Here is a 23047-nt window from a genome sequence, read left to right as displayed (position 1 = left end):
AAAGAAATGACTAATACAAATAGAAAAATGAGAATCAAATATTTATTGACTGTCACAGTTTTTACCCTATTGATAGCTGCTTGTGGAAGCAAAAGCGAAAAGGAACAAGTCAGTGATCAGAAAAATCTGGTCGATAGCTATCTGGCCGTAAAAGACGCACTAGTTGCGACTAACGCTTCAAAAGCCAAGGCCGCTGCAACTAAATTTTTGGAAGTAAATACGAATGACCAGCTCACTCCTGACCTTCAAATGATTGCTAGCAATGATGACGTTGCAGCACAGCGGAAAGCTTTTGAAGGGTTATCCATGAAAATGTATGATATGCTGAGAAGAAGAGGAAGTGACACCGTTTTATACAAACAGTACTGCCCAATGGCTTTCAATAATAAGGGTGCATTCTGGCTGGCGGCTGAGATGGAAGTGAATAATCCGTATTTCGGAGATGTGATGCTGCACTGCGGAAGTGTACAAGAAAAGATAGGAGGCTAGCACAATTAGTTTGTATTGTGTAAGATCAATTTTGTTTGTCCCGATAGGACTCTTTGGACGTCAATTGGATAAGAATTTAGACTTATGAAAAGACATCAATTGTTATTTGTACTTGTTTTGAGTGTAGCCTTCTTCAGTACAAGGGCTCAAACTAATAGCTCATTTTTTGATCAGATAGAAGGAGATTGGGTCGGAAGTGGTAACCTGTTTGGTACCCCTGCCACTTTCACTATGACTTGGGAAAAGGTACTATCGGATCAATTTATCCATTTACAATTCAGTAACTCATTTAAAGACCAGAGTGGTACAACTCGAAGTATGGAATCTAAGGCTTATTATAAGTTGGGTGCCGATAAAAACAATGGCCATTGGTTTGACTCTAGAGGAGTCATGTTTGGCTTGGACTATAGCCTACAAGAGAATGAACTTACCGTGCTATGGGGCGATCCGGAAACGGAAGAAGGTAAGACGTTTTACCGTCTCGTTGGTTCTAGCCAAATAGAGGTGAAGGACTATGTGAAAAGAAATGGAACATACAGTCAATTTGGTGAGGCTGTTTACTCCAAAAAATGATGCCATTCCATAAGAAATTCTTAGATTAGAAAATCTCGTCAGTTTACTGATGAGTCGTGTGTGTTTGTGTGACCACCTGGGGTAACCTGGGTGGTTTCCATTTTTTATGAGCAATGTGGAATGATTCCCGGTACTTGATGCCCTGTTGCAAGTGTTTTGAACTTATCTTTGCTTCATGCAACGCATAGCTGCTATTCTTTCAATTTTCATACTGCTGATGAGCATGGCACCATGTGCCGATGCCTGGAAGGATTCAGGCTGCGAATCTGAAGGGATTTGTGAATCTTCAAATGAGGCAAACGAAGCAGACGATTCGGATGATTGTTTGCCTTTCTGCTCATGTATGTGTTGCACCGCAATAACCACGATTGCATTGCAATCATTCGAGTTTCAAAAAATAGTTATCACAACGGATGATTTGAAATTGGAAGAAATCGCATATAATCCACCAGCCATTGACATTTGGCAACCGCCCAAGATCTAATTCGCACTCCTTCAGAATTAGTATCCATTTTTAAAACAAAGCTTAAATGCATATCCGAATATTAGTCTCAGCACTTTTGTGCTTGAGCATGACTCATGGTGTATTGGGTCAACAAATAGTAAAATTCAAAATTTTAGACAAAGAAACGAATGAGCCCTTGGCTGGTGCCACGGCTAGTACGAGTCCAACCGATGGTGACATTGCCGATGAGAACGGTATAGCCACATTGCGTGTGGCGAGTGGTTTAGCGGAAGTGAAAGTGACCTTTTCCTTTGTTGGTTATGGTGCTCAATCTAGAGTCATCAAACTACCACTTACCAATCCAGAACCTGTTTTGATCCTTATGGAGATGGAAGAGGAAGAGATGGAAGAGGTGATTGTAACAACTACTCGTAACTCTCGGAGTATTGAAGATATTCCTACCAGAATTGAATTCCTAGGCACCGAAGAACTGGAAGAAAAGGCAGTAATGCGATCCGATAATATCGCCATGCTATTGCGTGAAAGCACGGGGATTCAAATGCAGGTAACATCGCCAAGTTCGGCCAATCAGAGTATTAGAATTCAAGGGCTTGACGGTCGATATACCCAATTGCTAAAAGATGGTTTTCCTTTGTTTGGAGGGTTTTCTGGTGGTCTAAGCATTATGCAGATTCCACCTTTGGATCTAAAACAGGTAGAGGTGATTAAAGGGAGTAACTCAACACTTTATGGAGGAGGCGCCATTGCAGGGCTAGTAAACCTTGTGAGTATTCAACCCGAGGAAAAGTCACGTCTGAAGATCATGCTGGATCAGACTTCTGCTGGTGGAACTACCCTGAATACTTTTTCGGCTCGCAGAGGAGATAAGTTTGGCTATAGCTTCTTTGCATCAGGGAACAGGCAGAACGCTTATGATCCCAACTCAGATAACTTTTCTGAAATACCTGATGTTCGGAGCCTTACGCTAAACCCTACATTCTTTTATTATCCATCAAGCAATAGCAAATTGAGGTTGTCACTGAATGGCACCTTTGAGGATCGCCTAGGTGGAAACCTCAATGCCATTGATGCCGAAAGCCCAAGCAATACCGAGTACCTTCAGGAGAATTCGACTAGACGCTTATCTTACCAAGCCACTTATAGCAGTCGATGGGGTGACAATAAGGAGTTGGTTATCAAAAACAGTCTCTTACATTTTGATAGGAGTATCAACCAATTCAATTATGCCTTCGATGGAGAGCAGTGGTCTACTTTTAGTGAGGCTACCTATTCATTTGGCGATGAAATGAGTAGCTGGGTTTTGGGACTCAATGTTTACTCAGATAAATTCAAGGAAGGTGAGTTGGTCAGTACAGATAGAAGCTATAGCCAGGTTACGGGAGGACTGTTTGCACAACAAGTATCCAAATTATCCGATCGTTTCTCTATTGAAACGGGCTTCCGATTAGACAGAAATAATGATTATGGATGGTTTGCCCTACCAAGAGTAGCACTCTTCTATAAACCGAATACCAGTTTTACCTATCGGCTAAGTGGAGGCTTGGGTTATAAAACACCGACCATCTTTACCGAAGACACCGAACGTTTATCATTCAGAGGGCTTAATGTCTTCAACCTAGAGAATTTGGATGCAGAACGATCTTATGGTGGTAATTTTGATATCAATTATCGGACAGAAATTGGCAATGACTGGACTTTCAGTTTGAATCAGCTTTTCTTTTATACGCGATTGAACGATCCACTGGTACTGGCTGAAAATCCTGCTGACAATTTCTTTTTTGAAAATGCGAGTGGGCCAGTGAGCTCTAGGGGAATTGAATCAAATATGAAGCTGACCTACAAAGACTTCAAGTTCTTTTTCAACTACGCGCTGATTGACACGCGCCTTGAATATGAAAACCTGAATGATCAAAAGCCGCTAACGGCTAAACATAACATTGGTACCGTTTTGGTTTACGAGGAAGAAGGGAAGTGGAGACTTGGCTTAGAGGCTTACTATACCAGTCAGCAATTGAGGAACGATCTTTCCGAAACGGACGATTTCTGGATTGTCGGCTTCATGGCCCTTAGGAAATTCAAGAAAGTGAGTGTTTACTTGAACTTTGAAAATTTTACAGACACACGTCAATCTAGGTTTGAGAATATCAACCTAGGCTCAAGTATGACTCCAGAGACATTGGATGTTTGGGCTCCTTTGGAAGGAATAGTTGTCAATGGTGGTTTGATTCTAGAACTCGGGCATTAAGTATTTAAATGAAGGACCATCTTAATGTCGCATTGGGATGTTCCTTCATTACATGACTGATCCTCGACAAACCCAAGCTTTTGGTAGAGGGAAATAGCTGGCTTCAGTTTACTACTCGACTCTAGGTATAGGTTCTCAAGGCCGAGGTTTTTGGCTTGTTCTATTATACGGAGTGACAGCTTTCGGCCTAGCCCATGGCCTCGATGAGATTTCAAAATACCTAGTTTACATAGCTCCCACCTGTTGTCAGACTTCTTGATTAAGGCACATGTACCAATGGCTCTGTTGTCCTCAATTGCCATATAGATATAACCACCTTTTTTGATGATAGAGCCCTCAGGATCATTCAAAATAGAGATGTCAGGCTCTTTCAGGTGCATATATTCATTGATCCACTCTTCACCAATTTTTTTGAAGTCATTGGCATACTTAAGTTTGAAATCAACAATCTCAATCATAGTTAAATATGGTAGAAATGGAAGACTCATCCAATACATAGTTCTTTCTCCCTCTCCTCAATCAGAGGACTCTGTGATAGCCCCCTCAATCAGAGTCTCTCGTAGAGGACTCTGATGATTAATGATTAAATTCAATTATGAGCACACACAGGTTACATGAGGCCAAGCATACTGTGTTTTTCATTACGTTCACATGCTTTAAATGGCTTCCTCTGATTGATTTAGCAAAGGCTTATAGTGCTTTCGGGAAGTGGTTTGATTACCTGTACTCCCAGAAGGCGAGCGTTTTGGGCTACGTTATTATGCCAAACCATTTTCATGGATTGATTTTCGTTGACGAAGAGTGCAAGAAAAACTTAAATCAATTAGTGGCGAATGGAAAGAGATTTCTTGCTTATGATATTGTAAAGCGGTTGCACGAACATGATAACCACCGTTTGTTAAAAGAGTTAACTCAAGGGGTAGGAAGTAAAGAAAGGGCAAAGGGTAAGAAGCATCAGGTGTTCATTCCCTCATTTGAAGCAAAGGAGTGCTTTAGCAGAGAGATGCTGGAGACAAAACTCGATTATATGCACCACAACCCTGTGAGTGGAAAATGGAATTTGGTTGATGATTGGGTCGAATACCCTTATTCTAGTGCAGCTTTTTATGAGTTGAACAGAGTCAATGCCCAGCTCACTCATTATATGGATGTGATTTAAGTTGCAGATCAGAGTCCTCTGCGAGAGACTCTGATTAAGAAAGTTACCACACACTATCAGAGTCCTTTGCAAGAGACTCTGATTAGGAATACTCGAGGACCCTGGAGACTAATCCCTCAATCCAACACTCAGAGTCTCTCTAAGAGGACTCTGATAAATGAAACAGAAGACTAAACCAATCCATAAGTTCTACAAATGTTGTAATAATCATTTTGATTTTCTTTATTTGTTCTACAATAGTTGTAGAAATATGAATCAAAATTTGGGGAACCTAGAAGAAACCGTTCTTCTTATTGTAGCAGTAATGCCAGATGAGGCCTATGGATACACCGTTTCTGAGGCCTATAAACAGTATATGAATAATCGTATCTCGATATCGGCTGTGCATACCGTTTTGAAAAGGTTAGAGAAGAAAGGTCTCATTGAATCAAAAATGGGAGGGGCTACTGCCGAACGTGGCGGTCGGAGAAAAAGAATTTTTGAAGTGACTAAAGTCGGTCTTTCAACATTAGAGTACATCCAGTCAAACAGAATGAAGCTTTGGGATATGATGCCCAAACTTAACTTTTCTGCTTAATGTCTAGTGGAGAGAGGGAAAAATTGCCTCCAAAATGGGCCAATCAATTCTTAGAGTGGTATTGTGACGATGGCTTGATAGATGAGATTCAAGGTGACCTTTTTGAGGCTTATTACTATAGAAAACAAGAAGTAGGGTGGCGGAAAGCCAAATGGTGGTTCGTTTGGGACGTTTTAAAATTTTGCCGACCCTCCTCATTTAAAAAGAAGTCAAATAACCCAAATAGCGTTTCTATGCTTAAGAACAACATCAAAATTGCACTAAGGATTATCTCACGAAAGAAATGGGCGTCCTTCATCAATATTATTAGTCTAACATTAGGTATTACTGCCGTAACGTTGATTTCCTTTTTCGTGGCAGATGAATTCTCATTTGATGACTTTCACGAGAAGAACGACTCCATATACCGGCTTGTGACCGACAGATACTTGCCAGATGGCAGTTATGATTATACTGACGCTAGTCAACCGCTTCCGCTAGCTGAACAATTGGTCGCAGACTTTTCGGAAATAGATGCTGTTTCTAGGGTATCAAAAGGCAAAAGGTATTTGAGAAGTGATGGAAATACCCAAGAGGAAAATGTGCTCTTGGTGGATTCTTCATTTTTTAAGACGTTCAGTTTCCCACTTCTACTTGGGAATGAAAATACAGCAATGGAGTTTTCGGAGAGTGTCGTGGTTAGCGAAGATCTTGCGATGAGATATTTTCAATCCATTGACGTCTTAGGTAAGATCATAGAAATCCGGCATGATGAGATTTTTAAAAAATATCAAATCACTGGCGTGGTTGCTAATGTTCCATCTAACTCGAGTTTTCAGTTTGACGTGGTCATGAACTACGACCAAACGAGTTATTATAGTTGGGCGAGTAATAGTTGGGGTGTTAGGATAGATGAGATATATGTAGAACTATCAGACAATGTGAATGTTGCCACGCTTAATGACAAGGTTAAGGATTACTGGAAAAAATATCTGACCAGAGAAGCAGAAGAAAGCAAAACCTATAAAGGCGACTATCAGAATTATTGGTTGCAGCCATTGAGTGATGTGCATATGGCTTCGGATGTTGGTAGCACATTCTCTACTAGCGACCCTATGAATTCATATATCTTATCCGGTATAGCCGCGATAATCTTACTTATCGGTTGTGCCAATTTTACGATCCTCTCTATTGGACGAGCTACCATGAGGGGAAAAGAAGTAGCGGTAAGAAAAGTAGTAGGCGCTAAGAAACCACAATTGATCATTCAGTTTTGGGTTGAGGCAATTACTATGAGTTTTCTAGCGATGGCTTTAAGTGTTGGCCTGGTGTTTCTTTTGCTTCCTGCATTCAACACCTTGGCAGAAAAGAGCTTTGTCGCAAATGATCTCTTAAACACTAGACTGCTTATTACTTTACCCCTCATTGCCCTAATTACTGGCTTGGGGGCTGGAACCTATCCTGCATTGATATTATCTGGGGTAAAGGTCCTGGACTTCTTCAAAAAGAAAATGAAGCTAGGAGGTGCAAATCTATTTACTAAAAGCCTCATTACTACTCAATTCAGTCTTTCGGTTATGCTTCTCCTTGGAGCAATAATCGTATTTCAACAGATCGATTTTTTCAAGGGCCAAGACCTAGGGTATGATAATACAAATGTGATTGTCCTTGAGAATACCATGAAGGCTGAGCCTGAAAGGATGAAGGTATTTGAGAATGTATTGGCTGGAAACCCTAAGATAGACAGTTGGACAGGCATGAGCTCATCTTTTGGAAGGGGCGGTTTTTCATCTGTTTATGAGAAACCTGACGGGACTGAATTTAATTATTCAGTATTCTTTGTAGAACCCTCATTCTTTGATGTTTTAGGCATTGATATACTAGCGGGTCGAAACTTCAACGAATTATCAAGTGCCGATAGTAATAGCATCATCGTCAATGAAACCTTTCTAGAGAAGGTTGCTGGAGATTTTCAACTTGAAGACAATCTAACGGACTTTAAAAACATGGGCTTGACCAATCCGAAAATCATAGGGGTGGCAAATGATTTTCATTTTCAGTCTTTAGCCAACCAGCTTAAACCAGTGGTTTTGCTATTATCTAGTTCGAAAAAGTCTTTTTACAACTTTCTGATAAAAACCAATGGAGCTCCAGACTCAGAATTACTTCAGTTTTTAGAAGAGTCTTGGTACGAGGTAGCGCCAGATTCTCCTTATAGTTATGCTTTTATGAATGAGGATATTGAAGGGCAGTATCAAGCAGAAATGCGTTGGTTTACCATTGTGAAATATGCCACAATTTGGGCCTTAGGACTGGCCATACTGGGACTTTTAGGAATAGTGGGTATGTCAATTACAGGTAGATTGAAAGAATTAAGTATCAGAAAGGTACTTGGTGCAGACACCTTACAGCTATATTATATCCTGTCTAGACAATTCTTTGTGCTGTTGGTAATTGCGGCAATGATTGGAATTCCAACCACCGTTTATTTTGCCAATGGATGGTTAGAGAATTTTGCTTATCACATAGAATTGAACCCCTTAGTATTTAGTGGAGTCCTCACCTTAATCTTATTATTGATTATGGTGATTATCTATTTAGGGGCTTCTCGTGTTCTAAAAAGTAATCCTATTGATAGCTTGAGAATGGAATGAAAAGAAACGAACCACCATATTGGGTTAACCGCTTTTTACAATGGTACTGTGCGAACAGTCTCCTGGATGAAATTCAAGGAGACTTGCTGGAAGCATTTTACTATAGACAGTCAGAAGTAGGTGTCACCAAAGCCAAATGGTGGTTTGCTTGGGATGTGGTTCGGTTTTTCAGGCCCTCATCATTTGGCAAAAGGTCATATAACTCAAATCAAATCGCTATGCTTAAAAATTACATGCTCGTTAGCCTTAGAAATTTTAGAAAACAAAAAGGCTATAGTTTCATCAATTTATCAGGACTCATTGTGGGCATTACAGCCTGTCTGCTTATCAGTGTTCACGTGCTGGAGGAAGTAACTTATGATAATTTTCACCCTAAAGCAGCAGATACATATCGAGTGGTCATGGATATGTATGGACAAGGGGAATTAAAAACGAAAAGCGCACCTGTCTATGCCGCTGTATCTCCGAACTTACTTACTGACTTACCGGAGGTGGAGATGTCTACAAGGATTTTGCCTTTTGGAGGTGGAGTTTATAGCGTTAGGGAAGAGGATGGTACCCTGATAAGGTACAATGAAGACAAGGCGGTATTAGCAGATGAGAACTTCTTTGATATGTTCGGCTTCAAGCTTATTGATGGCGATCGCCAGAATGTCTTGTCCCAGTCAAGTCAGATTGTAGTGTCTGAATCTACGGCAAAGAGGTACTTCGGAAACGCTAACCCAATTGGACAATCAATCTTTTGGCGTGGTACAACTGAATTGAAGGTTTCAGGTGTATTCGAAGATTTTCCTGAGAATTCGCATATGCAATTTGAGCTCATTACCTCATTGAGTACTTGGGATGGTTATGAAGATTTTATTGGTAATTGGGGCTGGTACGATTTCTACACTTTTGTGAAAGTTGCTGATGGTGTTAGTCAAGATGGTTTGGATGCTAAACTGGCGACTTATTTAGATGGTAAAAAGGCCGACTTCTTCGAACAACGAGGTGTTCGGGAAGAAATGTGGTCGCAACAAATTGGAGATATCCATTTGGGTTCGGTTGGGCTCAGTTGGGATATGGGACAGAACGGTGGCGGACAGCAGATTTATTTTCTAGTTGTCATAGCAGGTCTAATACTAATTATTGCATGGGTCAACTACATCAATCTAGCAACTGCTCGGGCCATCAAGCGCGCGAAAGAAGTGGGTGTTCGAAAGGTCATCGGGGCAGGCGAGTCTAATCTCTTGATTCAATTCTTAGTTGAGTCTTTTCTGTATAACCTCTTTGCTGTTTTGGCCTCGCTCTTTTTGGTTTGGTTGCTCAGACCAGTGATCAATAGTGCCATGGATATTAGCTTAGAGCAATCCCTTTTGTTTGGCCCCATGATATTAGGCGGCCTTTTGGCTCTAATACTAGTCGGAACGATATGTTCAGGCCTTTACCCTGCGCTTGTACTTACCTCCTTTAATCCGGTGACAGTGCTCAAAGGTGGTTTGGGCAGCGGCAAGAAGAAATTTGGCTTTAGACAAATACTAGTGGTGTTTCAATTCACTGCTTCAATCACCTTGATTCTAGGCACTTTTTTGGTCATCAAGCAACTCAATTATATGCGTAGCTATGATTTGGGTATTGACATTGACCAAACATTGGTTTTACAAGCACCTTCGTCTGGAACAAGCAATGATGACCTTCAAAACAGAGTTCAGGTCTTCAGAAACGAGCTTGAGCAAATGCCGGAATTGGATGGGTTTACAATGTCTAGCAGTGTCCCTGGTATCGAGAATTTTGCGATAAGCGGCTTTAATTCTAAGTATTACCCAGAGGAATTCAGGGATTGTTATAGAGTCGGTATTGACGATGAATTCGTTAAGCTATTTGAGGTGGAACTGATTGCCGGAAGATCTTTTTCGAAAGATATGCTTACTGATACAGCAGCGGTGGTATTAAACGCGATTGCTGTAAAGCATTTAGGTTTTGCTAGCCCTGAAGAAGCGCTAGGAGAGAAGATCAATCCAAACCGTCCCAATGAAGCAACTATTGTGGGTGTGGTAGGCAATTATCACCAAGCAACAGTGAAGGATGACCTAGACCCCGTTATTTTCTTCTACAATCGCAGGCGTCAAGCAGCATACTATGCTGCCAAAATCAGCTCGAGTGATTATGCAGGTGTCCTTTCTAAAGTTGAAAGTGCCTGGGATGAGATTTATCCTGACAATCCCTTTGACTTTTTCTTTTTAGATGAGCAGTTTGATCGCCAGTATAAGGCTGATCAGCAATTCAATACAGTGTTTATAGGTTTTGCGGGCCTTGCAATCTTTGTGGCTTGCCTTGGGCTCTTCGGATTGGTTTCATTCACTACCGAACAAGCGAAAAAAGAAATTGGCATCAGAAAGGTTTTAGGCGCTTCAGCCAAAAAGCTCGTTTTGTTGCTCGCAAAAGACTATGCTAAACTGATACTCGCTTCGATTATTCTGGCTTTTCCACTTGGGTATTACCTAATGCAAGAATGGCTTAAGAGCTTTGCTTATCAAACCAATATTGGTGTCGAAATATTTGTCTTAGGTGGATTGGTGATTTCTATTGTGGCCTTTGTTACAGTAAGCTTCAAGTCATTTAATGCAGCCAATGGAAACCCTGTGAATGCTTTGAGAGATGAATAAGAATAGGGACGGATACTTTTTTAGAAAAGGCATATTAGTTCTTATACTGCTCCGCGATTTTCGCTAACCTCTGAGTTATTTGTTCGGCCGAAAGCCATTGGCCTCTGACCATCACCCCAGATTGTTGACGCAGATTAGCAATGTTGTCAAAGGGGTTTTGGTTCACTAGAATCAAGTCAGCATCAGCCCCAGTAACTATTGTTCCATATTTTCCTTGATCATTAAAGAATTGGGCAGGGTTTACAGTTCCTGCATACAAGGCTTCGTATGGCGTCAAACCGCTTCTTACCATGGCGTCAAGTTCCCGATGGATCGAGAAACCTGGTACATTAAACACTTGTGGCGCATCTGATCCTAGAAGGATTTTCACACCAGATTCGTGCATTTCTTTTATAATATCTCTTCTGATTTGATTGAACTTCAAGGCTTGGTCTCCTTTATAATTTGGAGCTCCAATAATGCCTTTCTTAGTCCGAACCCAGTTGTCTAAGGTTCTGGGGTTCATATATTTCATCTCCTCATTTTTTGCAATGATCTCTGGATCTTCTGGACCAATCCATCGTTCCATCATAGCTTGGGTTGGCACTATCCAAACATCATTTTCTAAAGTGAGCTTGACAAGTTGACTGCTGATGTCTGTGTCCACGATATCAGTGAAATTGACACCGAAAAAGCCATTTGCATTTGGATTGACTCGAATTGAAGATGGTACCATGCCTTCGATATAGCCATCCACATGATCTATGGAAGCATACTTTGCCTCAAGGGCTCTTCTTACACCTACTCCCGTGCTTACGTGCCCAGCGAAAGGAATTCCCACCTCATTGGCTGTAGCCACTACCGCATCAAAATTCTCTCGGGTTAGACCCGGATGCATTTTTAAGAAATCATAACCAGCTTCTTTTTGTGCCCTAACTTTTGTTTGTGCTTCTTCAACACTCCTCACAGAATTGCCATTGATTGAAGGCCCGGAAGTATAAATCCTTGGACCGAGAATTTCACCAGAGAGGACCTTATCCCTAAGCTCAATGTGGTAAGGTTGGCCTAGCATTCCCCGTATGGTTGTGATACCATTAGACAGATATAGAAAGAGGGTTTCTTGTAGTAAATCCATGTCTCTATTGCCTGGGATATGGGCATGCATCTCGGCCAAGCCTGGCATTAAGTATTTGCCTGTGCCATCGACAACGGTATCTGTTTGGTCTGTCGAAATATCGTCTGAACTACCGATGGTAATGATTTTCCCTTCTTTGATTAAGACAGTTTGGTTGGGTAGAACTGTCTCTGACTCCATTGTAATTAGGTTCACATGGGTGAAGGCGAAGTCGGCTTCTTGCGCTTTGGTGCATGAAATGCTGAGGCAGACTAGGGTTAAAAAGTAGAGGTTTTTCATAATGATTAGATTGTAGTCTAATCAAGATAGTAATCTTGGAGAGTATTTGGGAGTCCTTTTATTTGATTGGGTTTGAATCATAAATACTGATAACTCAATCAACCGCTATCAGAGTCTCTCGCAGAGGACTCTGAATTAGGGATGAGTTTTGATTAACCTTTTATCAGAGTCCCTTTTAGGAGACTAGCATCTTTGAGTTAATACCCAGCTGCCTGACCATCTTTCCTAGACTCTGAAGCACCATAGTAAACCTTGTTTTTATCGTCCCACATAATGGCTTGATAACCGCCATAACTGCCCACATTCCAAGACATCTTGTGCCCCATCAAGACTAGCTTTCGGATTACTTCATAGTCAATGCCGCTTTCTAGTTGCAAGGTTCCTCCACTGGTCATGACTTCTCCTGTAGGCTGGGAAGATCCCGTGTGTAGAATTCGTGGAGCATCACCTGCTTCCTGTAAGTTCATTCCGAAGTCAATCAGGTTAATCACGATTTGCGTATGACCTTGAGGTTGCGTTGCTCCACCCATCAGGCCAAAGCTTACCCATGGTTTGCCGTCTTTTGTTATAAAGGCTGGAATGATTGTATGGAAAGGTCTTTTATGGGGCTCATAAACATTCGCGTGTCCTTCTTCCAGAGAGAATAATTCTCCACGATCTTGTAGAATAAAACCGAGGCCTGGAGGTGTCATTCCTGAGCCCATTCCTCTGTAGTTACTTTGAATAAGGGAAACCATATTTCCATCTTTATCAGCCACAGTCATATAGATGGTGTCGCCATCCTTTAATTGACCAGCTGGAACCGATCGTGCTGCTTGGTTAGGATTGATGAGTTTTCTTCGCTCTACTGCATAGTCTTCTGAGATCAACCAATCGATAGGGGTCTTGTAGAAGTCCATATCGGCATAGAACTTGGCTCTATCTTCAAAAGCGAGTTTTTTAGCTTCCGTAAAAGTGTGAATGTATTCGGCACTACCGAAACCCATAGATTTCAGGTCGTAGCCCTCTAATATTTTGAGTTGCTGTAAGGCAGCAATTCCCTGGCCATTAGGGGGAAGCTCCCAAACATCGTACCCGCGATAGTTAACTGATACAGGTTCTACCCATTCAGAAGTATGATCCGCTAGATCTTTTTCGGATAGGAAGCCACCAAGCTGTTCCATATAGTCAGCAATGGTCTTGGCAACTGCTCCTTTATAAAATGCATCGCGACCGCCTTTGGCAATTTTGTTAAGAGTGTTTGCTAAAGCTGGGTTTTTGAAGACCTCGCCTTTTTTCGGAGTGCTGCCATTGGGCATGTAGACTTCCTTGAAACCTGGAAATCTTTTGAGGTTATCGGCACCCTTTTCCATGTACCAAGCGATCAGTTCACTGACAGGAAAGCCATTATTAGCGTAGTCGATGGCAGGTTGCAAAATTTCCTGCATATCCATAGAGCCAAACTTTCCATGTAATTCAAACCATCCGTCTACTGCACCTGGAACAGAGACAGGGAGCGGTCCATGTGAAGGGATTTTTTCGTAACCGTTACTTTTAAAGTAGTCTAGTGTAAGACTATAGGGGGAACGTCCAGAGGCATTTAGTCCGTGAAGTTTTTGTGTCTGAGCATCCCAGACTATAGCAAAGAGGTCTCCGCCAATTCCATTTCCAGTGGGTTCTACAAGTCCAAGTACTGCATTGGCGGCAATTGCCGCATCAATGGCATTACCGCCTTTCTTAAGAACATCTAATGCCACTTGTGTAGCTAATGGCTGACTGGTAGCCGCCATGCCATGTTGAGCAATGACTTCTGACCTAGTCGCGAACTTACGTCCGGTGATTCTGTCCTGTGCTTCGGCATTAAATGCTAAAGTCAAAAGTAAGATGCCTAAGAACTTCTTCATGGTAGGTACTATTAGTTATTGATTTCTGCCCCTCCAAAGACAACCAATCCCCGGATGTAAAGCTTTTCGGTATTTTCACCATTATCTTTTAATACGCGCTTATCCGTCATGGCTCCGAATATGCTAGTCACCTTCAGTTCCACATTCCAATCCTGAGGAACTCTAATTTTGGATCCGCCAAAGAGATAGAATATCTCGATGTTTGCTGAGTCAGAAGATAGTTTTGAGGTGGTCAGGTCAATGTTCGATCCACCAAAAATGGCAGTGAGGTTTCCCCCTCTAAAATTTCGGCTTGTAATTACTTTGTCGCCTCCGCTGAAAATTGCCGTATCGTCAATCAAATCTTTTTCTTCTTCATTCCCCAAATTCATATCAGAAGTGGTTGGTGTTTTTCTTCTAATAATGGTAATACCAACAATGATGAATACTAGAGGCCATAGATCCCAGATAGATATATTTATGTAGAACCAATCATCGATTACGAGTATGAAGCCTAGAGCAAGAAGTATTCCTCCCACTCGTTTGTTTTCATCAGCCAAAATTAGGAACAGGCCAATCAGCATGAGTATATTCTCCCATTGGAAGATGTAACGTCTTACATGCCACGGAATAATATTGAAGTTACTCATCGCGAAGACCAATCCGATGGTGACAAAAATGATTCCGAGTAGTGTTGTCTTGTTGAGTTTATTCATTTGAGTGTCGTAAAATTTAAATCTAGAAAACTGTTTGACCCTAAACAAAGATGAATTGATTAAAGGTGAGTGTTTGTTATTTGAAATAGCTCAATTCTTCTTTACTTTTGCCAACCTCAATTTCATGCGCACGTGGTGGAATTGGTAGACACGCCACCTTGAGGGGGTGGTGCATTAACTTGCGTGGAGGTTCGACTCCTCTCGTGCGCACTAGAGCTCCTGATCAGGAGCTCTTTTCATTTGCAGTGCCCGCTAATTTCTCAAGTATCTCATAGAAGTCAAAAGTTTGGCCAGAAGCCTGATTACAGACTAATATTTTGTCCTTTCAAGAGTTTGCAGAACGATTATTGCATCAAGATTCATCTTTTTATACATGTAAAATTTTGTCTCTTGCATAAGCTTTTGACTCAAATGTCTGGAAAAAGTGCTTGGAGCAACGGAAATAGCTGTTTACAAATTGTGTGAAATCGTTAGTTATTACATATATTTGAAATACCTAACATCAAAGGACTAACTTATTTTGACTACGCGTCTTCCCAGCCTCTGGAGATTTCTCTCCGTGACTGTGATTGGTGCATTAATTGGATTTCTCACCATTTCACAGGTGAACGCCCAATCTAATGTGCTCAACACTGGCTTTAGACTCGACTTTTTAAAGTCGAGCGAGACTGCGTCTGTTGATGATGAAGTGGTCAGCAACGTAGTGAAAGCTGTCAATAATACTTCCAAACCCATTCGTTTTAGTGTCGACTTGGCATCCCCACAGGGATGGAGAGTGATTAATGATGTTAATAAACTTCATACCGTTGCTGCTAAGGATTCAATGTTTATACCTATAAGGTTAGTGCCTTCTAGGGAAACGGCAGGGAATGTAAACTACTTTATAAGTGCTACAGCCTATTCAGAGTTTGGTAATGCACTAGCCTCAACCCCTTGGACTCTTGAGATAAAGAAGATTTCGGCATGGAAGCTCTCTGTAAGTGATCGTCAGGTGGTATTCCCTAATGATTCTGATAGTTCCAGCGTTAGAGTCAGGTTACAGAATAATGGTAATGCCGTTGAAGATCTACGTGTAACCTTTACACCTGATGTCAAGCTCCAAGTATTGGATGAGAATGGTAGTGCATTCAGAGACAACACTACTTTAGTTACCCTTCCGGTTGGTATAGATACTTCCTTTGTTGTAAAGGTTAAGGTGTTAGACCGAAAGGAAAAGGGATACTTCTTTACTGATCGACCTGATGATCAAAACAGTAATCTGGATGAAAAGCGGTTGTTTAGACTTCAGATTCAGGCTGCAAATCCAGAAAACAAGAAACAAGTTAAAGGTAGAAGGGTAGACTTTGTCAAGTTAAGTGAGTCAGTCAAGTTTGATAATGACAAAGGAAGCTCAATCATTCCGCTCACTGTAGAGCTTAATTCCTACAACCTCCTTTCTAACTTTACCAATTTTACCCTGGACTTCAAAGGAGAGGCCGACTTGGGTAGACAGCGTCATGTACGATATAACTATCAGTCCATCATAACAAGTAATGTTATCTCTGGTACTGATTTCTTACCATCTAATAGATTCATTCAATATGCTTCACCTAAGCTTTTGGTAGCTGCTGGTAATATAGGAGAGAATATGGGACTCCTATTAAATGGTGAGGGTGTTAAAGCTCAGGCCAGACTAGGAAAATTTGAAGTGGGTGCTATATATGTTGGTAATTCTAACCGAAGTGGCAGGTTATCAGCAAATAACCTACAGTTCTATGGGGCACGTCTTGGTTATAGAGTAAAGAGGAACTCAAACATTGAGGTTCAAATGGTTAACCGGAAAGATGAATTTAATTTCAAAGATGGTGACCTCTACCGATTGAAAATTGACCATAGAATTTCTAAGTATCACAACATTGGTATTGCAGCGGGTATCAGTAATGAAACGGATACTTTCGATCCTGATAGTGTCTTCGAGGTCTCAGGGTACGGAGCAGAATTACGTTACGGTGGTCGCGTAGGCAAGCTGAATGTAGCGATGACAGGTAATTATAGTTCAGGATCGTTTTTAGCCCTTCAACGCGGTACTAAGTCAGGTAATGTCAATTTAAGGTATACCCTAAAGGGCAATCGTTCGGTAAGCTTAAGAGCAGCAATTAATGAATCTAGACCTATATCTTTTATTAGAGGCTTTAGGTTTGACAATGATTTAAGAAAGAGAAACATCTACGAACTTCAGTATGAATGGAGAACAGATTACGGGACTGTTAGATTATTTCCGAGATATTCTGATGAGCAGCTGCTAGGCTTGCGTATTCAGAATTCAGGTGCTGGTTTGAGTTATTCTTCTGGAGGGAAGCGCAGAGATTTTAGATTGTTTTCAAAATTCTTTGCTGGGTTCTCGAAAGTTCCAGGTCACGAAGATATCGATCCTTATTTGGTGGCTCAATGGGAGAATCGTTTGAAGTATAAAAACCTGAATGCCGTAGTAAGATATAACTATGGGCCTGCCTCAATAACGGATAACTTCAGAATAGTGAATGACGGATTGAACCCTCAATCTGTATTTATCTCTGCATTTGCCACAATGTATTTCAGGAAAATTGGCCTTTCTATTCGCCCAAGATTTAATTCGTCTTACGAATCTGTACTTGCTAGATGGAGGGTTACAGCTTCTCAAGATCTGTCTTACTATGCCAAGAGCGGATATACCTTCACACTAGGAACCGAGTTGCTAATGATTAACCAGGGAGAGAGCCCATTGACTTCCCTTAATGCGCAACAAGGTATAGATGGTGTTCTGACCACTTTCAAGCAGTCTAATTTCTTCTTGAGGATTGGTGTCAAAAAGGACTTTGCGTTTAGAAGACCAGGAGTGAAGAGTTACAAGATCAAGGTAGCCGTGTTTAAGGATCTGGATGGAAATGGCATTAGAGACAGCGGTGAAGACTTTGTTCAGAATGTATTAATAAAAGTAAATGGTAAATCAGCCATAACCGGAGCGACCGGTTCTGCACTATTCGAAAACCTTAATATGGGAAGCTATAGTATAGAGTCGCAAGTATTGGGAGATTCGGAGGGTTGGTTTAATCCTGATGACACACCATTAGTATTGGCAAAGGATGAAACCGTTTTTATCCCTTTGACTAGAGGAGTGCAAATAAATGGTAAAGTAATTGTACAGAAGGCTACGTACTCTGCTTTAGTAGAAGAGGTAGACTTAGATGAGATTAGAATCTCTGCAGTTGGCGAAGATGAAAGGGTTTATTCAGGGCTCACAGATTCGTCAGGTGAATTCAGGATTTTCGTTCCATTTGGAAAGTATAGTATCAGAGCTAGTGGGGCAGGGATAGACAAGAGATTGCAGTTTGCTCAGGATAATTACGCTTTGGAAATCAATAACTCGAATGCCAATTATCAATTGACATTCTATTTGATAGAAAAGAATCGAAGAATAAATATTAAAAAGTTTGATAATAATTAATTCAAGTATGTCAAGGTCTAATGTTTTATTGAATGTGGTGAGAAGTTTAGGGTTCATGCTACTCGTAATGTTAAGTACAGGTATAGATGCTTTCGGGCAAAAGATATCTACTTCTCCTACGCGAATTAACTTCAAGGTTGCTCCTGGTGCTTCGGCTAGAGGAAGGATAACTGTTACAAACAGTTCGAATGAAATGCAAGGGTTTCAAATAAACTTCGGTGATTTTAAAGCCACACTTCAAGGTAAGAGTGAGTTTATGGCAAAAGGAGAAGTCAGCCGTAGTTGTGCTGACTGGCTTAGTGCGACACCTTCTGTATTCCAATTAGGTCCAGGTGAATCTCAGGATGTAACTATCCTTATGGATGTACCAGCAGATTCATCGGCATTGCTAGCGAGGTGGGCGGTTGCCTATGTAAGGTTGGCACCTCCGGAAATAGAAGGTAAGGATGGAGAGACCTTAACGGTTAGAGTAAATCAATCTTATCGATTTGGAGTGTATGTATTCCAAACACCACCAATGGTTACCGAGTCAAAAGGAGAAATACTTTCGCTCGACTATACCGAAGACTTATTTACAATTGAGATGAAGAATGCAGGAGAGACCTTCTTGCGATGTAACTCATATATAGAATTGACCAGTCTGAGTACAGGGCAGACAGAACGAATAACAACAAAAGGATTTACAATGCTACCTGCGGGAATCCGTAATACCATCTTTTCTATTCCAGACCGAATCAAACCAGGGCGCTACTCCGTGCTGGCTGTGATGGACTATGGTAATAGGGAAGAAGTTGAGGCAGCAGAAATGGAAATACTAGTACCACAAAAAGGAAATCAACATTAATAACAATAAATGGCAATTGATCGAATGAAGCTTATTTACTTGATTATAAGGCAGTCAGAGAAAAAAAGAACAGTTTTTTTTGCTGAATGTTTTTATATATGAAAATAAGTCCATATATTCACATGTCGAAACTTTTAACCTAAACATTATTATTATGAAAAATGTATTTAAACTTAGGATGTTAGCAGTAGTTGCTGTTGCTTCCTTCACATTAAGCTCAAGCGCATTTGCTCAGCTTCCTACAGACAACGAGAACGTTTACGTTTCTTTGGAGCTTCAAGGTGTTCTTGATTTGACTTTATTGACGGATCCTAACGTGGATTTCATCTTCAGTACTATTCCTCAGTATGTGGATGGTATTACTAAGACGAACGTAACTGAATTGAGAGTTGAGTCTACTGTACCTTGGGATTTACACGTAAATGCTGAGACAGCGACTTGGGAACAATTCACTACTTACTCTTTAGCTGGTAGCCCTTCTGTTCCTTCAAGTATTATTGGAATCAGAGCTATTGATGCTGCTGGTAACTCTTTAATTGGTAGTGGATTTACTGCACTAACTGGTACTGACAACCTTGCTATTATTGGTGACGGTGGTATCGTTGATGCGGGTGACACTCCAGGTGCAGCAGGTACTTACCTGACTTCTCCTAACACTCACCAGTTCAGAGTTGACTACAGACTTTCTCCTGGATTAGATACTTATCAGGCCGGATACTACGGAATGAATCTTATCTATACTTTGGCAGAAGATCTTTAAGATTTAGAATAGAATATTTAATAAAATAACTTTTACTAATACGTAGTAAATAAGTTAGTTCGATTTATGTTGATTGGTAAAAGGGGTAACATTATTGTTACCTCTTTTTATTTTTATAACTTTAAACATGCTGCGACCAATTATGTTATTAACGGTCTTGCATATAGCAGTTTCATTTGGCATCTCCGCGCAGACATTAAATCTGGAGATTACCAAAGGAACTGATCTGTCCTTCACCTTTAATACTATTCGCCAATACACGAGTGGAGTAGTTCTGGGTAATGCGACAGAATTCACCATAGACACAACTGTTGACTGGGACTTATATGTAGGTACTGAAACGTTTACTGTAGGCCAATGGGACTTAATTGAGACCTACTCTAGTGCGGGTACTAACGCTATTCCGGTAAGTATTCTCGAGATACGTGCTGATAGCCCTGGTCGTACCTCGCAGCAATCTGCCTTTTTTCCACTTCAAGACATTGCCACTCCAACCTATCTTATCGGCTCAAACGCAAATGATATTTCCATTGGCACCGGTGTAGGTACCAATGACCCAGGTGATCCGATAGCCGATCCCTTTACCCATAAATTTCGCGTGAGTTATAAGCTCACACCAGGCATAAATTATGCACCAGGTATATACAGCCTTACGGTTGTCTTTACTGTGGCTGAAGATTTATAGTACTCATTTCTTCTTGATTCACATTCCTTCTATATTCGTGGCATAACCTCTTTAGCTATGAGTATTAATGTTTCTCGCTTAAAATCTATCTGTGAAATTGCTGGGGCGCCAGGCTTTGAAAAGCGCGTTCGTGACCTTGTCATTCAGGAGGTAAGTGCCTTGGTGGATGAAGTGTCTGTGGATAACATGGGTAATGTTGTCACGATCAAGAGAGGGTCTAATAACCCAAAGGGTAAGAAAGTCATGGTAGCCGCTCACATGGATGAAATTGGCTTCATCGTCACCCACATTGACGATAATGGCTTTGTACGTTTTCATACCCTTGGTGGCTTTGACCCCAAGACCTTAACGGCTCAGCGTGTGATCATTCACGGAAAAGAGGATGTTATTGGTGTAATGGGTAGTAAACCAATCCACGTGATGACTGCTGAGGAGCGAACTAAAGTGACAAAGACATCGGATTACTTTATTGATCTTGGAATGTCAAAAGAAGAGGTCGAAAAGATAGTCTCAATTGGCGATCCAATTACGCGAGAGCGAGAGTTAATAGAAATGGGCGATTGTGTTAACTGCAAGTCTATTGACAACCGTGTATCAGTATTTATATTGATCGAAGCCTTAAGGGCCATGAAGAACCAACCTTATGATGTCTACGGTGTGTTTACCGTGCAGGAAGAGGTAGGCTTGAGAGGGGCGAATGTTTCAGCACATACAATCAACCCAGATTTTGGTTTTGGTCTAGACACTACAATTGCCTTTGATCTTCCCGGAGCTCAACCTCATGAGATGGTCACTGAACTAGGAAAAGGAGCAGCGATTAAGATTATGGATGCTTCGACCATCTGTGACTATCGCATGGTAGCTTATATGAAGCAGATTGCAGACCAAAAGAAAATCAAATGGCAGCCTGAAATATTAACAGCAGGAGGCACCGATACTGCTAGTGTACAACGCATGGGTAAGGATGGTGCTATTTCTGGTGCGGTTTCTATCCCTACACGACATTTACATCAAGTGATTGAAATGGCACATAAGGAGGACATTAAGGGCGCAGTAGATTTGTTGGTAGCTAGTTTGGAAAATCTTGATCGGTATGACTGGTCTCACTAAGCCTTGGTGAGCCTATAACCGAAGTAAGCAGCTAATAACCCTATGATCACGCTCAGTCCAATGTAGAGAATGGCCTGAATGGGTTTACTCGAGATAAAGAGCGCGTTACCTTGATGTGCAAAAGTTGAAAAGGTGGTAAACCCGCCACAAAACCCTGATATCAACAGAAGGTTCATGGAAGTATTGATAAGCCTCTCTTGCTCGGCATAGCCTGCCAGTAGGCCTAGCAGAAGACAGCCAATAATATTCACGACAAACGTTCCGTATGGCTCAAAATTCTCAATTTGCTTGTGCAGTGTCTCCTGAAGTAAATACCGCAATGCGCTACCTACTCCACCACCAACACCCACTATAATTAAGTTCTTAAGCATTATTCTTTCACTTCTTTTTTCGGGGCTTTCCGCTTGATGTATTTATAAACCTTATCGTAGTCGCTGTTTTCTTGATTACTTAGTTTCACATAGCCCTTATTCACGAAAACCAGCTTTAATTGCCTGAATTCGGTTTTATTTGTCATTACTGTAGTTTCTTGCCAGGCACCTAGATTACCAATTTCCTGCACCGTTTTGAAAAAACGGAAAGGGTAGTAAATATGTACCTGATCATGACTAATCTTTATGACTTTGTAACCAAAAAGAAGTTTTGACAGAAGGATTGTGGTTGTCAATACGAGGATTCCAAATACAATATATCGCCACGTACCAACAGGATCGCTCAATATTTGCCTAAGAAAGTAAAGGGAGCCAAACCCACATACGATAGTGAAAACAACTAGCGAGAATATTGTGGTCCTTTTGGGCTTTGAAATAATCATTGAGACGAATTAATTAAATCTTCTCTGAATTGAGAAATATGCTTAACAATCTCTATAAAAAAGGCAGCAAATTCATCCTGAAGGGCATCATGGTGTTCATAAAGTTCTTGAATGGCCATTTCGAGTTTTGATTCAAACTTGGTTCTTCGAGAGAGGCCCCGTAAGGACCTATGAATACCTTCGGGTTTAGCATAATTGAGCAGCCAATTTCCTTTAATCATATAGGGAAGCATATTTTGCCCTTTTGGTGGAATAACCTCCCAGTGCTTTTGCATGACTTCGTAACTCGATTGGGCAAAATCTTTCAGGGATACCTCTGAGTATTGATTAAAGTTTTTAGCTAGAAAATGGTCATAGTACATGTCTACAATTACACCTGAATAGTGTCTATACTTATCTCTCAGCTTGTCCTTACTTAATGCCACAATGGGATGTGTGTCGGTGTAGTTATCAATTTCGCGATGCAGGAGAACCCCTTTTGCAATCATTGGTGCGAGACTCTCAAACTGTTTGCCTTTCACGAAGTCTCCGATGAAATTGCCAACCTTGATTTGTTCGTTGTCGCCTGAAAGATATAAATGAGCTAAGTAATTGATGTCAATGGTTTTGACTA

20 protein-coding genes and 1 tRNA gene are annotated in these 23047 nt (G+C 41.1%); 14 read left to right on the top strand and 7 right to left on the bottom strand.

Going from position 1 to position 23047, the window contains the following annotated elements:
- Window positions 1-27: 27 nt before the first annotated feature.
- The 4 genes from J4E76_RS19850 (at window position 28) to J4E76_RS19835 (ending at window position 3773) form a co-directional block, all read left to right on the top strand.
- The gene (locus tag J4E76_RS19850) at window positions 28-489 is read left to right on the top strand and encodes a DUF3347 domain-containing protein (protein ID WP_208506545.1); all 462 of its coding nucleotides are present in this window, start codon (window positions 28-30) and stop codon (window positions 487-489) included.
- A gap of 84 nt (window positions 490-573) precedes the next feature.
- Window positions 574-1062 carry a hypothetical protein gene (locus J4E76_RS19845; protein ID WP_208506544.1) on the top strand — a complete coding sequence of 163 codons (489 nt, stop codon included), beginning with the start codon at window positions 574-576 and terminating at the stop codon, window positions 1060-1062.
- A 175-nt stretch (window positions 1063-1237) separates the two neighbouring features.
- Window positions 1238-1546: a DUF6660 family protein gene (locus J4E76_RS19840; protein WP_208506543.1), complete on the top strand. Its 309-nt coding sequence runs from the start codon at window positions 1238-1240 to the stop codon at window positions 1544-1546.
- A gap of 46 nt (window positions 1547-1592) precedes the next feature.
- The gene (locus J4E76_RS19835) at window positions 1593-3773 is read left to right on the top strand and encodes a TonB-dependent receptor domain-containing protein (protein ID WP_208506542.1); all 2181 of its coding nucleotides are present in this window, start codon (window positions 1593-1595) and stop codon (window positions 3771-3773) included.
- Here the strand turns inward: J4E76_RS19835 and J4E76_RS19830 are convergent.
- Window positions 3770-4231 (bottom strand): GNAT family N-acetyltransferase, encoded by a 462-nt coding sequence (locus J4E76_RS19830; protein WP_208506541.1) that lies wholly within the window; start codon window positions 4229-4231, stop codon window positions 3770-3772. The genes J4E76_RS19835 and J4E76_RS19830 overlap by 4 nt on opposite strands.
- Window positions 4232-4368: 137 nt before the next feature.
- Here J4E76_RS19830 and J4E76_RS19825 point away from each other — a divergent pair, with 137 nt between their 5' ends.
- The 4 genes from J4E76_RS19825 to J4E76_RS19810 all read left to right on the top strand — a co-directional run bounded on the left by J4E76_RS19825 (window position 4369) and on the right by J4E76_RS19810 (window position 10787).
- Window positions 4369-4932, top strand: coding sequence for a hypothetical protein (locus J4E76_RS19825; RefSeq protein WP_208506540.1), 564 nt, complete (start codon window positions 4369-4371; stop codon window positions 4930-4932).
- A 250-nt stretch (window positions 4933-5182) separates the two neighbouring features.
- Window positions 5183-5509 carry a PadR family transcriptional regulator gene (locus J4E76_RS19820; RefSeq protein WP_208506539.1) on the top strand — a complete coding sequence of 109 codons (327 nt, stop codon included), beginning with the start codon at window positions 5183-5185 and terminating at the stop codon, window positions 5507-5509.
- Complete coding sequence (locus tag J4E76_RS19815) at window positions 5509-8142, top strand: ABC transporter permease (protein WP_208506538.1); 2634 nt, start codon at window positions 5509-5511, stop codon at window positions 8140-8142. Before J4E76_RS19820 ends, J4E76_RS19815 begins: the two co-directional genes overlap by 1 nt.
- Window positions 8139-10787, top strand: a complete 2649-nt coding sequence (locus tag J4E76_RS19810; protein WP_208506537.1) for an ABC transporter permease — start codon at window positions 8139-8141, stop codon at window positions 10785-10787. The genes J4E76_RS19815 and J4E76_RS19810 overlap by 4 nt, the downstream gene beginning before the upstream one ends.
- 34 nt (window positions 10788-10821) lie before the next feature.
- On the opposite strand, the gene J4E76_RS19805 is transcribed toward J4E76_RS19810, so the two are convergent.
- The 3 genes from J4E76_RS19805 to J4E76_RS19795 form a co-directional block, all read right to left on the bottom strand.
- Window positions 10822-12180, bottom strand: coding sequence for an amidohydrolase family protein (locus J4E76_RS19805; protein ID WP_208506536.1), 1359 nt, complete (start codon window positions 12178-12180; stop codon window positions 10822-10824).
- Between the two features lie 197 nt (window positions 12181-12377).
- Window positions 12378-14063: a gamma-glutamyltransferase gene (gene ggt / locus J4E76_RS19800; protein WP_208506535.1), complete on the bottom strand. Its 1686-nt coding sequence runs from the start codon at window positions 14061-14063 to the stop codon at window positions 12378-12380.
- Between the two features lie 11 nt (window positions 14064-14074).
- Window positions 14075-14758 carry a LiaI-LiaF-like domain-containing protein gene (locus J4E76_RS19795; protein WP_208506534.1) on the bottom strand — a complete coding sequence of 228 codons (684 nt, stop codon included), beginning with the start codon at window positions 14756-14758 and terminating at the stop codon, window positions 14075-14077.
- 126 nt (window positions 14759-14884) lie between these two features.
- On the opposite strand from J4E76_RS19795, the gene J4E76_RS19790 reads away from it, so the two are divergent.
- From J4E76_RS19790 to J4E76_RS19765, 6 genes are all read left to right on the top strand, one after another.
- Window positions 14885-14968, top strand: a tRNA-Leu gene (locus J4E76_RS19790).
- Window positions 14969-15278: 310 nt separating this feature from the next.
- Window positions 15279-18221 (top strand): hypothetical protein, encoded by a 2943-nt coding sequence (locus tag J4E76_RS19785; RefSeq protein ID WP_208506533.1) that lies wholly within the window; start codon window positions 15279-15281, stop codon window positions 18219-18221.
- A gap of 7 nt (window positions 18222-18228) precedes the next feature.
- Complete coding sequence (locus tag J4E76_RS19780; protein ID WP_208506532.1) at window positions 18229-19065, top strand: molecular chaperone; 837 nt, start codon at window positions 18229-18231, stop codon at window positions 19063-19065.
- A gap of 154 nt (window positions 19066-19219) precedes the next feature.
- Window positions 19220-19825, top strand: a complete 606-nt coding sequence (locus J4E76_RS19775) for a hypothetical protein (protein WP_208506531.1) — start codon at window positions 19220-19222, stop codon at window positions 19823-19825.
- A 127-nt stretch (window positions 19826-19952) separates the two neighbouring features.
- A complete protein-coding gene (locus tag J4E76_RS19770; RefSeq protein WP_208506530.1) occupies window positions 19953-20510 on the top strand; it encodes a hypothetical protein in 558 nt (185 codons plus the stop codon).
- Between the two features lie 57 nt (window positions 20511-20567).
- A complete protein-coding gene (locus tag J4E76_RS19765) occupies window positions 20568-21620 on the top strand; it encodes a M42 family metallopeptidase (RefSeq protein WP_208506529.1) in 1053 nt (350 codons plus the stop codon).
- On the opposite strand, the gene crcB is transcribed toward J4E76_RS19765, so the two are convergent.
- The 3 genes from crcB to J4E76_RS20970 are packed head-to-tail and all read right to left on the bottom strand — an operon-like array spanning window position 21617 to window position 22955.
- Entirely contained in the window at window positions 21617-21991 is a 375-nt protein-coding gene (gene crcB, locus J4E76_RS19760; RefSeq protein WP_208506528.1) for a fluoride efflux transporter CrcB, read from the bottom strand. The genes J4E76_RS19765 and crcB overlap by 4 nt on opposite strands.
- On the bottom strand, window positions 21991-22434 hold the full coding sequence (locus J4E76_RS19755; protein ID WP_208506527.1) for a hypothetical protein: 444 nt from the start codon (window positions 22432-22434) through the stop codon (window positions 21991-21993). Before J4E76_RS19755 ends, crcB begins: the two co-directional genes overlap by 1 nt.
- The gene (locus J4E76_RS20970) at window positions 22431-22955 is read right to left on the bottom strand and encodes an ACP phosphodiesterase (protein ID WP_370592827.1); all 525 of its coding nucleotides are present in this window, start codon (window positions 22953-22955) and stop codon (window positions 22431-22433) included. Before J4E76_RS20970 ends, J4E76_RS19755 begins: the two co-directional genes overlap by 4 nt.
- Window positions 22956-23047 lie beyond the last annotated feature (92 nt).

The sequence above is a fragment of the Roseivirga sp. E12 genome (assembly GCF_017592825.1).
In the GTDB taxonomy this organism is placed as follows: domain Bacteria; phylum Bacteroidota; class Bacteroidia; order Cytophagales; family Cyclobacteriaceae; genus Roseivirga.
This window is presented reverse-complemented; position numbering and strand designations above follow the sequence as displayed.

Bases quoted from the DNA above. Each gene is read 5' to 3' on its own strand.
- J4E76_RS19850 (WP_208506545.1), top strand. From the start codon at position 28: ATGAGAATCAAATATTTATTGACTGTCACAGTTTTTACCCTATTGATA.
- J4E76_RS19845 (WP_208506544.1), top strand. From the start codon at position 574: ATGAAAAGACATCAATTGTTATTTGTACTTGTTTTGAGTGTAGCCTTC.
- J4E76_RS19840 (WP_208506543.1), top strand. From the start codon at position 1,238: ATGCAACGCATAGCTGCTATTCTTTCAATTTTCATACTGCTGATGAGC.
- J4E76_RS19835 (WP_208506542.1), top strand. From the start codon at position 1,593: ATGCATATCCGAATATTAGTCTCAGCACTTTTGTGCTTGAGCATGACT.
- J4E76_RS19830 (WP_208506541.1), bottom strand. From the start codon at position 4,231: ATGATTGAGATTGTTGATTTCAAACTTAAGTATGCCAATGACTTCAAA.
- J4E76_RS19825 (WP_208506540.1), top strand. From the start codon at position 4,369: ATGAGCACACACAGGTTACATGAGGCCAAGCATACTGTGTTTTTCATT.
- J4E76_RS19820 (WP_208506539.1), top strand. From the start codon at position 5,183: ATGAATCAAAATTTGGGGAACCTAGAAGAAACCGTTCTTCTTATTGTA.
- J4E76_RS19815 (WP_208506538.1), top strand. From the start codon at position 5,509: ATGTCTAGTGGAGAGAGGGAAAAATTGCCTCCAAAATGGGCCAATCAA.
- J4E76_RS19810 (WP_208506537.1), top strand. From the start codon at position 8,139: ATGAAAAGAAACGAACCACCATATTGGGTTAACCGCTTTTTACAATGG.
- J4E76_RS19805 (WP_208506536.1), bottom strand. From the start codon at position 12,180: ATGAAAAACCTCTACTTTTTAACCCTAGTCTGCCTCAGCATTTCATGC.
- ggt (WP_208506535.1), bottom strand. From the start codon at position 14,063: ATGAAGAAGTTCTTAGGCATCTTACTTTTGACTTTAGCATTTAATGCC.
- J4E76_RS19795 (WP_208506534.1), bottom strand. From the start codon at position 14,758: ATGAATAAACTCAACAAGACAACACTACTCGGAATCATTTTTGTCACC.
- J4E76_RS19780 (WP_208506532.1), top strand. From the start codon at position 18,229: ATGTCAAGGTCTAATGTTTTATTGAATGTGGTGAGAAGTTTAGGGTTC.
- J4E76_RS19775 (WP_208506531.1), top strand. From the start codon at position 19,220: ATGAAAAATGTATTTAAACTTAGGATGTTAGCAGTAGTTGCTGTTGCT.
- J4E76_RS19770 (WP_208506530.1), top strand. From the start codon at position 19,953: ATGCTGCGACCAATTATGTTATTAACGGTCTTGCATATAGCAGTTTCA.
- J4E76_RS19765 (WP_208506529.1), top strand. From the start codon at position 20,568: ATGAGTATTAATGTTTCTCGCTTAAAATCTATCTGTGAAATTGCTGGG.
- crcB (WP_208506528.1), bottom strand. From the start codon at position 21,991: ATGCTTAAGAACTTAATTATAGTGGGTGTTGGTGGTGGAGTAGGTAGC.
- J4E76_RS19755 (WP_208506527.1), bottom strand. From the start codon at position 22,434: ATGATTATTTCAAAGCCCAAAAGGACCACAATATTCTCGCTAGTTGTT.